We start from the raw sequence: 12,668 nt of genomic DNA on the forward strand, positions 1-12,668 counted from the left end.
TGACAACAATAACCTTGGTGATAAAGGACGTGAACGATGAGTCTAATCCAAAAATCTTTAAAACGAGTGCTCAAAACAACCGCTGTCGCTGCCGCGATGGCACTCGCAGCGACTTCTGTAAACGCTGCTGAAAAAGTCTATCGTTTAAAGCTTGCTGAAACTTGGGGGCCTAATTTCCCAATTTTTGGTGATACCACAAAAAACATGGCAAAAATGGCGGAAGAGATGTCCAACGGACGTTTGCAAATCCGCATTGATTCCGCAAACAAGCATAAAGCGCCTTTTGGGGTGTTTGATATGGTTAAGTCGGGTCAGTATGACATGGGTCACTCAGCGTCTTATTACTGGAAGGGTAAGGTTCCAAACACACTTTACTTCACTTCTATGCCCTTCGGTATGTTGCCAACTGAGCAGTATGCATGGTTTTACTACGGCGGTGGTATGGAGCTGATGGAAAAAGTGTACTCTCCACATAACTTGATGTCTTTCCCTGGCGGTAATACCGATACTCAGATGGGCGGGTGGTTCCAAAAAGAGATCAAGTCCGTCGAGGACTTACAGGGTTTGAAAATGCGTATCCCAGGGTTTGCTGGTGAGATTTTGGCTGAGTTAGGTGCCAAGCCAACGAATATCGCCCCTGGTGAGCTATATACTTCTCTAGAGCGTCGCACAATTGATGCCTTGGAATGGGTTGGTCCATCGCTGGATCTACGTATGGGCTTCCACAAAATCGCGCCTTACTACTACACAGGTTGGCATGAGCCAGCGACTGAGCTTCAGTTCCTCGTTAACAAGCGTACCTGGAATCGTCTACCTGATGATCTAAAAGCGATTTTGCAAGTAGCCATGAAAACGGCCGCTTACGATATGTACACGCAATCGAAACACGAAAGCGGCAAAAACTGGGCATCTATTAAGTCTGAATACCCAAATGTTGAAGTAAAAGATTTCCCACCTGAAGTAGTAACTGCGTTGCGAGAAGCAAACGATCGTTTGTTGAAAGAACATGCAGAAAAAGATGCTTTGGCGAAAGAGATTCAAGAGTCGCAAGCGAACTATATGAATCAAGTTCGACCATGGTCAGATATTTCGCACCGAGCGTACTTAAACAGTCAAGCTCAACAATAACGTTATGAAGCAGGCGATGCCGAGAGGTTTAGCCTGCTATCGAAGCCCAAGAAAACTTCATAATGAATGCTCCGCACCATAGCGGAGCGCATCTAAACGTTCCACGGAGTTCGGAATGAGAAGTCTTATTTATATTGAGCGATTATTTAACCGCTTTAGCGATTTTCTCGGATGGTTATCCAGCATCCTGTTTATTTTGTTGTTAGCAAACGTTGTGTACGACGTTGTCATGCGTTACGTGTTTAATGATGTGTCTATCGCATTCCAAGAAATGGAATGGCATCTATTCTCTGCCGTGTTCTTGCTTGGTGTGCCTTACGCAATTAAGTCCGGTGGCCATGTTCGCGTCGACATTTTTTATGAACGCTTATCTTACAAAGCACAATCCATCATCGACATCATAGGCACACTATTTTTCTTATTCCCTTTTTGCCTACTGGTAGCTTGGTTTGGTGTTGATTTCGCTAAGGAAAGTTACGCGTTAGGCGAGACGTCTGGTGACCCAGGTGGCTTACCATATCGTTGGATTATCAAAGCGATGATTCCGCTGTCATTTTTCTTTATGGCGGTGAGTGGTATTGGATTGTTACTTCATTCAATCAACAAAATTGTCAACCCTCATCTCATCTATGCCGGTAATAACGGTAAGTCGTAAAAGGAAGTCATTATGATCGGTATAGTGATGTTTTTTGTTGCGCTCTTTGCGCTTCTATTGGGATTTCCCGTTGCCTTTACTTTTGGTGGTATCGCGCTGATTTTTGGTGTTTGGGCTGAAGGCATCGAGATGTTTGCTTTTATGCCATATCGAATTCAGTCCATTATGGAAAATACGGTGCTAATGGCCGTACCGCTGTTCGTTTTTATGGGACTAGTGCTACAGAAAACGAAGCTTGCTGAACAGCTACTAGAATCAATGGGGCGTTTGTTCGGTGGCGTTCGCGGTGGTATCGCTATTTCTACCGTGTTAGTTGGCGCATTGCTTGCCGCTTCAACGGGTGTGGTAGGCGCATCAGTTGTTGCGATGGGCTTAATATCTCTTCCTGTGATGCTCAAGTACAATTACGACAAAGGTTTAGCGTGTGGGACTATTTGTGCGTCTGGCACGTTGGGTCAAATTATCCCACCTTCTATCGTGTTGATCTTGTTGGGTGATGTACTTGGCGTACCGGTAGGGGACCTATTTCAAGCTGCGATCTGGCCCGGTATTACACTTGTTGGCGCCTATGTGATCTATATTCTCATCTACGCGAAGTTGAACCCTCAAGCCGCACAGGCGATAGAGCGCGATGAGTCGATCAGTCGTAAACAAGAAGTGCTCACCGCACTGAAAGCTGTATTGCCACCTTTAGCATTGATCATCGTGGTATTGGGCTCCATCTTTGCAGGGATTGCAACACCAACAGAGTCAGCGGCACTGGGTGGTGCAGGTGCGATTATTTTATCGCTATTGTATAAGCAGTTTAGTTGGTCGATGATTTATGATGCATCAAAAGAGACAGTTAAAGTAACCGCAATGGTCTTTGCGATCTTACTTGGTGCGACCGCCTTCTCAATGGCATTTACCTACACTGGTGGTGATTATTTAGTTGAAGAGTGGATGTTAGAACTGCCGGGTGAAAAGTGGGGATTCCTTATTATTACCATGGTGGTGATTCTGATTTTAGGTTTCTTTATCGACTTCGTTGAAATCTGTTTTATCATCGTGCCAATTATTGCGCCAGTCGCTGAATTGATGGGCATTAATATGACGTGGTTTGCGATTCTTATTGCGATGAACTTGCAGACGTCGTTCCTCACACCGCCATTTGGCTTTAGTTTGTTTTATCTAAAAGGTGTCGCTCCAGCAGGGGTTACTACGCGAGATATCTACAAAGGTGTGATGCCATTCATCGCGATTCAGATTGTTGTGTTGGCGTCTTTGCTGTTTTTCCCAGGTTTTTACGGTATGAGTTAATCACTCGATAATAAAGAGATTTTGTGAACTGAGAGTTTTTACCTTTTGAGACAAGTTGTTAAGCTGTTAATTATGTCTATGCAGACACAATCGATTCGTTTGTACTGCTAAGATAGTAAGCTGTAAAGGCAGCGTTTCATGGAGGGAAGGGATGCCTCTCAAAGCAAAGTTAATTCTGCTGACACTGATACCCGTGGTATTGGTGTCAGCGAGTATCAGCTGGATCTCTATCTATCAAACCAAGACCCTTGGCAAAAGGGAGGTTGAGATCTTTCATCAAAACCTGATCCAATCAAAAGAAGCGGCGCTGAAAGATACGGTCGACGTCGCTTTTGACTCCATTTCTTACATCTACAACGATCCGACTTTAGAAGAGAGTGTTGCCAAAACGCGTGTGAAAGCGATTTTAAATCGTTTGAGTTATGGGTCGGACGGCTATTTTTTTGCTTATGATAAATATGGTATCAACCTTGTACACCCAGTTCTTCCGGAGCTTGTCGGGGAAAACTTACTCTATCTTGAAGACGAAAATGGCGATCGCTTAATCGAAGCTTTATTGTATCAAGCGCAATCAGGTGGTGGATTTCATCAGTACCTGTGGCAAAAGCCATCTACAGGTGAAGTCGTCCCTAAGCTTAGTTACGCTGCATGGCTCGATAAGTGGGAATGGATGATAGGGACTGGGCTGTATATTGAGGATGTAAGCCGAGAAGTCGCCAATATGCGCGCGGCAGTGAACAAAAATATCGAAACGACATTTTTCTCAGTCGTCGTGATCTTAGCGGTGACCGTTGCTGTAATCATTGTTCTCACTCTGGCGATCAATCTGCACGAGCATCGCCTCGCTGATAAGAACCTGAAAGAATTGGCACATAAAACCGTGATGTTCCAAGAAGATGAGAAAAAGCATTTAGCGCGAGAACTGCATGATGGAATCAATCAGTTGTTAGTCTCCAGTAAATGTCATTTAGACTTAATGAGTCATAGACTGGAAGACGAAAAACTCAAATCCCACTTAGATAAATCACAACGATCGCTCGTCACCGCGATAAATGAGGTGCGGCATATTTCTCATCAGCTCCGTCCAAGCGCCCTCGATGATATAGGTTTAGAAGCAGCACTGACGACCTTGCTACAGGATTTTCATTCCCATTCCGGGATTGATATCGAGAGCAATTTCGATACTCAGCAGCATAAACTGACTTCGGAAGTCGCAACGACGCTATATCGCGTCGCTCAGGAGTCTTTGAATAACATTGAAAAACATGCGCGAGCGAAAAAAGTAACGGTTACTTTGCAAAAAATGGGCAATATGCTGCAATTACTCATACGTGACGATGGGCTTGGATTTGTGGTTAACCATGCAGTGCACCAACAAGGGATTGGGTTAAGGAACATGCAAGAGCGTGTAGAGTTCATCGGTGGTGAATTTGAGCTAATGAGTGAGCTTGGCTTGGGAACAGAGATTACTGTGCTGCTTAATTTGGATGAAATAGTTTATGGATAAACCGATTAGTGTAGTGATTGTCGATGATCATCAAGTAGTATTGGATGGCTTCATGGCTCGTTTGGAGTTAGAGCCTGACATCGAAGTGGTGGGTACAGCAAGTAATGGCTTGGAAGCGATAGAGGTCGCAAAGCACTTGCAACCGGACGTCATATTGATGGATATCAGCATGCCAATAATGAACGGTATTGAAGCGACTGGTGTAATTAAAGAAGCTCGCCCAGAGAGCAAAATACTTATGTTGACCATGCACGATAATCGCGAGTACATCATGAAGGTCATGCAAGCTGGTGCCGTAGGATACATGCTCAAGGAAATCTCGGCCGAGAAAATGGTGCAAGCAATAAAAACGGTGAACCAAGGCTCGACGTATTTCTGTGAATCCGTCACACAAACACTCTTTACCCAAGAAGTGGTGCCTGCCACGCAAAAAACGAATCCTCTCAGCCGCAGGGAAGAAGCGGTACTTAAATTAGTTGCTCAAGGAAACAGCAGCAAGAAAATCGCCACTTTACTCAATATTAGTTATCGAACGGTAGAGACGCATCGCCATAACATTAAGCACAAGTTGGACTTACATTCGACGGCAGAGTTAGCAAAATATGCGTTTGAAACTGGGTTGACTGAGTAGGAGAGTAGTGCCCGCAAAAAGCGAGCACGTGGGAGCGAAACTAATCGGCTTTGGTAATGCTACCAAGCTCTAGCATTGGAGCAACATCGATGTCCTCTGCATTCATCATCGTCGAGATGCGTTGAACGGAAGATAGTAGAAGGGATTGCTCCCATTCTTCCAATTTTTGGAATCGATTAATGAAGTGCTCTTGCAGCGGCGTTGGTGCTTGTTTTAAGGCTTCTTGGCCCTTGCTCGTAAGTACAGCATGCACTTTACGCTTGTCTTGAACACTGCGCTGACGCTCAACAAACTGGCCTCGTTCTAGTCTATCTAGAATGGTCGTTGCGGTCGCTTGGCTCATGTTAGTGTGGCTAGACAACTGTTTAATCGTCACGTTATCTAAGTCATTGATAGCGCGCATCAAAATCAACTGTGGAGCAGTCAATCCAGACTCTTTGCTCAGCTTTTTAGAATGTAAATCAATAGCGCGGATGATCTGACGAATCGAGACCAATACTTCTTCGTACTTTTCCAATTTATTCATCCAGTCTGTAGGGAACATTTATCGAGGCGACACTAACTTAAATACGCCCTTATTTAAAGGGGGGAAATCAAAAATTACCTCTACAATTTTACGCCGTGTCCTCAATACCATTTTGTCGCGCCTTTTCGACAAAATAAGAAGAGCTAAAATTATTATAGCAATAAATGTTTGTGGTCTAACTATTGTAGTAGTGATTTGTTCTATCAAAGGCCGTAACCACACAGTGAAAAGTAAGTTATTGGATTTTTTAATAGCAAAAAGATAGACAAAAACGTGTCAAATGATAGGATCTTGCGCCTTCACGGAATGCAAAACGTATCGTGTTCGAAAGATTTTTTTGTTTGGTACGTAAAAACACTACAAAAATAGAGAGGAACGATGACAAAGGGTATAGATAAGTACAGTATCGATAGTACCGACTATACGGTAGGTCAGGACAACGTTCAAAAATGGGGTTTTGATGTTCATAACCCAGTTTTTGGTATTAGTGCAGGTTTAATTGCGCTGTTTCTTGTCGCTGCATTAGTTCTAGATGCACATACCGCAAAGACGGCACTTGATGGGCTGAAGTGGAAAATTATTGGTTCATTCGATTGGTTGTTCATTATTGCAGGTAACATTTTCGTTATTTTCTGTTTGGCGCTTATCGTCTCACCAATGGGTAAGATCCGACTAGGTGGTAAAGACGCTGTTGCCGATTACTCGTTTATGTCATGGCTTGCAATGCTATTTGCAGCTGGTATGGGTATCGGTTTAATGTTCTGGAGTGTTGCAGAACCTGTCGCTTACTTCACCGGTTGGTATGAAACGCCACTTGGTGTTGAGGCAAATACACCAGAAGCCGCGAGATTGGCACTGGGTGCAACGATGTTCCACTGGGGCCTTCACCCATGGGCAATTTACGGTGTTGTAGCACTTTCTTTAGCATTCTTTGCCTACAACAAAGGTTTACCGCTATCTATGCGTTCGATCTTCTACCCACTTCTGGGTGATCGTGCATGGGGTTGGGCTGGCCACATTGTGGACATTCTGGCTGTGCTTGCGACTTTATTTGGTCTTGCTACATCCCTAGGTCTAGGTGCGCAGCAAGCAGCAAGTGGTATTCATCACGTATTTGGTGTTGAGCCAGGCCTGGGCCTACAAATCGTCGTTATTACCGTGGTGACTTTACTTGCTGTTGTTTCAGTCGTACGCGGCATCGATGGTGGTGTTAAAGTCATTAGTAACATCAACATGGTTGTGGCGTTCTTGCTACTGATTCTTGTTGGTCTTATCGGTTGGGCGGCGAGTTTAGGTTCGATTCCAACCACACTTATGGCATATGTAGAGAATATCATCCCACTAAGTAACCCGTTTGGTCGTACGGACGAAGCTTGGTTCCAAGGCTGGACAGTGTTCTACTGGGCTTGGTGGATTTCATGGTCGCCATTCGTAGGCATGTTTATCGCGCGTGTTTCTCGTGGCCGTACCGTTCGCGAGTTCATCACAGCAGTTCTGCTGGTTCCAACTGCGGTTACCGTTGTTTGGATGTCTGTATTTGGTGGCCTGGCGATCGAGCAAGTTGTTGATAAAGTAGGTGAGCTGGGCACAAATGGCTTGACTGACGTATCTCTCGCTATGTTCCAAATGTTTGATGTTCTTCCATTTGGTAGCATGCTTTCTATCATCGCTGTTGTGTTGGTACTTGTGTTCTTCATTACGTCTTCTGACTCTGGTTCACTTGTTATCGACAGTATCACGGCAGGTGGTAAAGTTGATGCACCTGTACTTCAACGTGTTTTCTGGGCATTCATGGAAGGTGCAATTGCGGTTGCTCTGCTATGGATTGGTGGCTCCGAGGCGGTTCAAGCTCTTCAGGCTGGTGCCATTTCTACAGCACTGCCATTTACCTTCATTCTGCTTGCAATGTGTGTGAGCTTATTGATGGGTATGAGAACAGAGCGTCAGTAATTCGGCATTTTATAAAACCGTCTGACTAACAATTAATCAAAAGGCCAGCAATTTGCTGGCTTTTTTTGTGCGGTTTTTATGACGCTCGAGACAAAAAAATGACACATGAAAGTTCATATTTTACAAAGAGTTAATGTGCTATTTTGTTTTTTAAAAATTAGTGAATAGTCGTAAAAAAGTGTGTAATATTCATGCACCTTAACTGTTCTCCCAACTCAAAAAACTATAAATATGAAATTATCATTAAAACAAAAGCTTATAGGCGCAAGCCTTTCTGCTGTTGTTGTGATGGCAACAGCACTTACTTGGTTGTCGGCTGGTCAATTATTTGATCAGACTCGTTCAGGTGTCTATTCACGTGCGCAAAGTCTTAGTACTACTGCGTCAGAGGGAATTTCTGATTGGGTCAATATCCGTAAAGATATTGCCACTGCGTTCAACGACTACTCGACCGAGCAAGACGTTGTTCCTTTCCTACAACAAGCTCGCAAGGCTGGTGGCTTCGATGACATCTTCCTTGGTACACCAAACGGTGATATGTACCGCTCTCATCCGGAGCGTAACCGTGCTGATTATGACCCTCGCACACGTCCTTGGTACAAGGATGCTGATGCCGCGGGTAAGCAAATCATCACAGCCGCATATCAAGACGCAATCACGAATGCACTACTTGTGACCATTGCTGAGCCAGTAATGAAAAATGGTCAGTTTGTTGGTGTTGTTGGTGCGGACGTACTGATCGATCAGCTTATCAGCGATGTGATTAACTTAGATGCAGGTGAAAACGCGCATGCGATGCTAATCGACATGAATGAAGGCACCTTCTTAGCGCATCCAGATAAAAGCTTGACGCTTAAGCCTATCACCAGTGTTCTAAAAGATTTTTCAGAAGAGGCAATTGAGCGCGCCGCCGATGAAGGTCGTATCGAAGATACGGTAATCAAAGGAAAAGAGAAGCTTTACTACTTCAATAAAGTTCCTGGTACGCATTGGATGTTTGCGATTGAAATGGATCGCGCAACAGAAGAAGCAGGTCATGCGGTATTGCTACGAGATCTATTGTTTACTGCTGTGGCGATCACGATTGTGGTTATTCTTGCAGTTTCTTGGCTAGTTGGTTTCTTGTTCCGTGACTTGAACCGCGTATCAAATGCACTGGAAGAAATTGCATCTGGCGAAGGTGACTTAACGCAACGCCTAGAACCACGCAGTGATGATGAAGTAGGTAAACTGGCGGAAAACTTCAACCGTTTTGTTGGCAACATGCACACAATGGTTACTAAGCTTAGCCACGTATCTTCTGCGCTTTCAGAGCAAGCTCGCACGACAGCACAGCAAGCTGAGGAGCGTAGTCAGCGTATCTCTTACCAGCAAGATGAAATCAACATGGTGGCGACGGCTGTGAACGAAATGGCAGCAGCGACACAAGAAATTGCAGGTAATGCTGATAGCACGGCAAGTAATTCAGAAGAAGCGGTTCAAGCTTGTTCACATGGTTCAAGCCAAGTAACTCAAACGCAAGGCTCTATTCAGAACTTAGCGCAAGAAGTTCAAGTTGCTACTGATGTGATTCAAGAGCTAGAAGCACACGGAAATAGCATCAATACGATTCTATCAACGATTCAAGGCATTGCAGAGCAAACGAACCTACTTGCACTGAACGCGGCGATCGAAGCGGCACGTGCAGGTGAGCAAGGCCGTGGTTTTGCTGTGGTTGCAGATGAAGTCCGCGTATTGAGCCAACGTACTCATGCTTCAACGCAAGAGATTCAAGAAACTATCGAGATGCTACAAGGCACAACAGCCAAGGCGGTCGGTATTATGGGTGACAGTCGTCGTCTAGCTGATACCAGTGTTGATGATGCCAATGCGGCTGCAGCGAGCTTGACGCAAATCCACACTGCTGTTGAGCGTATCAGTGATATGGCAACGCAGATTGCTTCAGCAGCAGAAGAGCAAGCATCGGTAACCACTGAGATCACTCGTAACACTGAAGGTATTCGTGATGTGTCTAACGAGCTGTCAGTCGAAGCTCATCAAGCAGCAGAACAAGCTGCTCACCTGTCTGAGCTATCACACGAACTTGAACAAGAGATTCAACGCTTTAAGCTGTAATCTTGTCTCAACCTAAGTAAAAAAGGAGCCATCTGGCTCCTTTTTTGATCGCTATTAAGCGTGAAGTATATTACAGCCAGAACTCACTGATGGGTTGCTCTTCACTGTAATGATGGGCGATTTGCGCTTGCAGTAGCTCTGCGGTAGCAATTGCATCGGTTAATGCATGGTGAGGCGTATAGTCTGGCAGCCCATAACGGCGTCGAGATTGCGCTAGCCGAACCGATTCTGGTTTTTTCCCTTTTAAACGCTCCCAGAGAGAGCCTGAACGTTTCTGTTGAATCGTTTCTTCAAGGTGCAGCGTATCTAAAACAGGAAACTCAATACCTTCCCCTAAACGGCTTTTGAGCGCTTTATCCAGAAACTCTCTCTCGATACGACGGTAATGAACAACAATGATTTTCCCGCTTAAGCATGGTAGCAGCTCGCTTAAGATATCGCCTAAGTCAGGCGCATCGATCAATTCGCTGTGAGTAATACCGTGTATAATGACTGAGTCTTCATCGAGTGCACGCTGTGGACGTACCTTCCAATGACGCGAGTTACGTAGGAAAATTCGCTTCAGGTTAAACGGCACTAAACCAATAGTAATGATGTCATGTTTTTCAGGATTCAAACCCGTCGTTTCGAAATCTAACGCCACGAACTCCACCTCAGATAACGGTGTTTCTGGAGCAGGCGGCTTGTTGCTATAAAACGCAATTAAATTCTCATCCTTCGCCATCTCCAGCTTTTGTTCAAACTTCGTTGGCCACTGAATGGTTGGCTTCTGAAAGAGCTTTTTAATCATGCTAAACCTCACTTAAAGCTCTTGTTCGCTTGGTAGCGGAACTTAAGGAAATTTTGACCATTGCTTAGGATCTGGAATGCATCCTTTAGGTTGCGACGTTCAAACTCAGAGAGGTTTTCCGGTTCGATATTGTTATCAGGATCAATGCCTAGTTCCACATCCGTCGCTTGGTGACGAATACGCACCATGGAAATAAACTCTAACGCGTCTTTTAAGTCTTGTGCTCGACCTTTTGGCAAAATGCCAGCGTCAATGATGTCGTCGAGACGCTCAAACGAGTTCTGTGCACGTGAGCCAACTGCCAGAGAGTGAACACGAATTAAGTCGACCAGAGGAGCAGTACCGCGACGTTTGAGGTTGATGGAGTTGTTGTGTCTGCCATCTTTTTCCATCACGAAGTCTTTAAAGAAGCCCAGAGGTGGTGTTCTGTTTAGTGCGTTACGAGCCAAACACGCTAAGAAGCGGTTGTTCTTTCGAGCGCGACGAACAATAAAGCTGGTTAACTGTTCTGCCCATTTTAAGCGGCCATAGACGCCATCCAAATCGAAAAAGATGGAGGCGTTGAGTAGTGCTTTCGGGTTCGGGTTATCAATCCAGTCAGCAAAACACTCTTCCCACTCTGAACGAGTCATGCGCCACAGTGGGTTGGTTGCCATAATATCGCCTGTGCAATATTTGTAGCCACAGGCATCTAACCCATCGCTGACGTATTTTGCTAGGGCTTCGAAGTATTTACCATGTTTCTCTTCTTGATAGGTCTCATCTAGAATGATGGCGTTATCTTGGTCAGTCACCAACAGTTGCTCATCTCGTCCCATTGAGCCAAGTGCAAGGAAACAATAAGGAATTGGCGGTGGGCCAAGCTCTTCTTCTGCCATTTCTAGCAGACGCTGTTTGAAGCTTCGGCCAATGACCGACATCGCGCTACCCACCATGTGAGAGTTGGCATCTTCATTGACCAGACGCACGAAGCTGCTTTTCACTTCTTCGGCAACAACGGCTAAATCTTCGATAGTCTGTTGTTGGAAAATACTACTCACCAACAACAACGAATTCTGAGATTCATAACGAACAATGTCGGTTGTTTCGATAATACCGATTGGTAATTGGTTTTTTACCACTGGTAGGTGATGTACGTTGTAACGCAGCATCGTTAACATTGCTTCATAGATGTAAGCGTTGTGGTCAAGAGACATGACCTCCGTGGTCATCACACTGGACACATCGTCCTGTGGGGACAAACCTTCAGCTAACACACGGGTACACAAGTCACGGTCAGTAATGATACCAAGTACTGGGGACTGTGGATCGTCTTCGTCACGAACGAAATCTGGGTCGACGATAAGTAAAGCCGATACGTTGTCATTCGCCATTTGCTGCGCGGCTTGCTGGATTGTCTGACCACGATCAATCGTATGAGCATCGCCAGTCAGCAAGGTTTTCACTTTCGACGTCGTCAGGTCATTGGCGTCTTTGTTTTCTGAAATGGCTTGGCGTAAACGAGCGCTATTTTCAACTTCAACAAAATCCGCAAAGGAATCAAAGTTATCGTAAATTTCTTGGAAAATGTCACCAGGAATACAGTAGAGCAGGGTATCCTCAATGGCCTTTACCGGAAAGCGGACTTTGTTATTGGTGAGCATGCCCATCTGGCCAAATAGGTCACCTTCGTCAAGGCGGTTATACAGCTCACCTTTGCGTCGATAAACTTCAACAACACCGCTTCGCACCACGTATAAATCTTGGATATAGTCTCCAAAATGGATGATGGGGGTATCCTCTCGGTAGTACGAGATTTCGACACTCTCTGTCACCTTGTTTAGTGTTTCTTCAGGGAGTTCATTGAACGGGGGATACTTGGCGAGAAAGTTGTAAATCTCGAGAAGTTCTGCATCCATCGAAGGCGCCTTTTAGTTCGCAAATAATAAAGTAATCTTAACTTAGTTTTAAAACAGAGTCTTATCTGAACCGCGATTTTCGTGCTCAGTCATAAGATTCTGACATATCGCACGATAAGGGAGCTTCATTTTTACTACTATATGGTCACCTCAATTGAAAAAGACGTCG

Annotated in this window: 10 protein-coding genes; 7 read left to right on the forward strand and 3 right to left on the reverse strand. The window is 44.9% G+C overall.

The window, feature by feature from the left end; all coding sequences use genetic code 11:
• Window positions 1–36 precede the first annotated feature (36 nt).
• The 5 genes from UQW94_RS13490 to UQW94_RS13510 all read left to right on the forward strand — a co-directional run bounded on the left by UQW94_RS13490 (window position 37) and on the right by UQW94_RS13510 (window position 5,220).
• Window positions 37–1,128 carry a TRAP transporter substrate-binding protein gene (locus UQW94_RS13490; protein ID WP_158156641.1) on the forward strand — a complete coding sequence of 364 codons (1,092 nt, stop codon included), beginning with the start codon at window positions 37–39 and terminating at the stop codon, window positions 1,126–1,128.
• Window positions 1,129–1,243: 115 nt separating this feature from the next.
• Entirely contained in the window at window positions 1,244–1,783 is a 540-nt protein-coding gene (locus UQW94_RS13495) for a TRAP transporter small permease subunit (RefSeq protein WP_053306570.1), read from the forward strand.
• 12 nt (window positions 1,784–1,795) lie between these two features.
• Window positions 1,796–3,082 (forward strand): TRAP transporter large permease, encoded by a 1,287-nt coding sequence (locus tag UQW94_RS13500; RefSeq protein WP_005376871.1) that lies wholly within the window; start codon window positions 1,796–1,798, stop codon window positions 3,080–3,082.
• Between the two features lie 151 nt (window positions 3,083–3,233).
• Window positions 3,234–4,589: a cache domain-containing protein gene (locus UQW94_RS13505; RefSeq protein ID WP_322142281.1), complete on the forward strand. Its 1,356-nt coding sequence runs from the start codon at window positions 3,234–3,236 to the stop codon at window positions 4,587–4,589.
• Window positions 4,582–5,220, forward strand: a complete 639-nt coding sequence (locus UQW94_RS13510; RefSeq protein WP_005376875.1) for a response regulator — start codon at window positions 4,582–4,584, stop codon at window positions 5,218–5,220. Before UQW94_RS13505 ends, UQW94_RS13510 begins: the two co-directional genes overlap by 8 nt.
• Window positions 5,221–5,260: 40 nt before the next feature.
• Here UQW94_RS13510 and UQW94_RS13515 read toward each other — a convergent pair whose 3' ends face one another.
• Window positions 5,261–5,737: a MarR family winged helix-turn-helix transcriptional regulator gene (locus UQW94_RS13515; RefSeq protein WP_005376877.1), complete on the reverse strand. Its 477-nt coding sequence runs from the start codon at window positions 5,735–5,737 to the stop codon at window positions 5,261–5,263.
• A 387-nt stretch (window positions 5,738–6,124) separates the two neighbouring features.
• Between UQW94_RS13515 and UQW94_RS13520 the strand changes: the two genes are divergently transcribed.
• Together UQW94_RS13520 and UQW94_RS13525 are read left to right on the forward strand one after the other, a co-directional pair.
• Window positions 6,125–7,696, forward strand: coding sequence for a BCCT family transporter (locus UQW94_RS13520; RefSeq protein ID WP_005394723.1), 1,572 nt, complete (start codon window positions 6,125–6,127; stop codon window positions 7,694–7,696).
• Window positions 7,697–7,927: 231 nt separating this feature from the next.
• Window positions 7,928–9,811, forward strand: coding sequence for a methyl-accepting chemotaxis protein (locus UQW94_RS13525; RefSeq protein ID WP_005376880.1), 1,884 nt, complete (start codon window positions 7,928–7,930; stop codon window positions 9,809–9,811).
• Window positions 9,812–9,881: 70 nt separating this feature from the next.
• On the opposite strand, the gene UQW94_RS13530 is transcribed toward UQW94_RS13525, so the two are convergent.
• The gene (locus UQW94_RS13530) at window positions 9,882–10,601 is read right to left on the reverse strand and encodes a 3'-5' exonuclease (RefSeq protein WP_005376881.1); all 720 of its coding nucleotides are present in this window, start codon (window positions 10,599–10,601) and stop codon (window positions 9,882–9,884) included.
• Between the two features lie 8 nt (window positions 10,602–10,609).
• A complete protein-coding gene (locus UQW94_RS13535) occupies window positions 10,610–12,499 on the reverse strand; it encodes a DUF294 nucleotidyltransferase-like domain-containing protein (protein ID WP_017636107.1) in 1,890 nt (629 codons plus the stop codon).
• Between the last annotated feature and the right edge of the window lie 169 nt (window positions 12,500–12,668).

The organism is Vibrio sp. PBL-C16, from assembly GCF_034321865.1.
GTDB classification, from domain to species: Bacteria; Pseudomonadota; Gammaproteobacteria; order Enterobacterales; family Vibrionaceae; genus Vibrio; species Vibrio alginolyticus.

What these genes read in the sequence shown, in the direction of transcription:
- UQW94_RS13500 (WP_005376871.1), top strand. Translation starts at nt 1,796, where the DNA reads ATGATCGGTATAGTGATGTTTTTTGTTGCGCTCTTTGCGCTTCTATTG.
- UQW94_RS13530 (WP_005376881.1), bottom strand. Translation starts at nt 10,601, where the DNA reads ATGATTAAAAAGCTCTTTCAGAAGCCAACCATTCAGTGGCCAACGAAG.
- UQW94_RS13495 (WP_053306570.1), top strand. Translation starts at nt 1,244, where the DNA reads ATGAGAAGTCTTATTTATATTGAGCGATTATTTAACCGCTTTAGCGAT.
- UQW94_RS13525 (WP_005376880.1), top strand. Translation starts at nt 7,928, where the DNA reads ATGAAATTATCATTAAAACAAAAGCTTATAGGCGCAAGCCTTTCTGCT.
- UQW94_RS13490 (WP_158156641.1), top strand. Translation starts at nt 37, where the DNA reads ATGAGTCTAATCCAAAAATCTTTAAAACGAGTGCTCAAAACAACCGCT.
- UQW94_RS13520 (WP_005394723.1), top strand. Translation starts at nt 6,125, where the DNA reads ATGACAAAGGGTATAGATAAGTACAGTATCGATAGTACCGACTATACG.
- UQW94_RS13535 (WP_017636107.1), bottom strand. Translation starts at nt 12,499, where the DNA reads ATGGATGCAGAACTTCTCGAGATTTACAACTTTCTCGCCAAGTATCCC.
- UQW94_RS13510 (WP_005376875.1), top strand. Translation starts at nt 4,582, where the DNA reads ATGGATAAACCGATTAGTGTAGTGATTGTCGATGATCATCAAGTAGTA.
- UQW94_RS13505 (WP_322142281.1), top strand. Translation starts at nt 3,234, where the DNA reads ATGCCTCTCAAAGCAAAGTTAATTCTGCTGACACTGATACCCGTGGTA.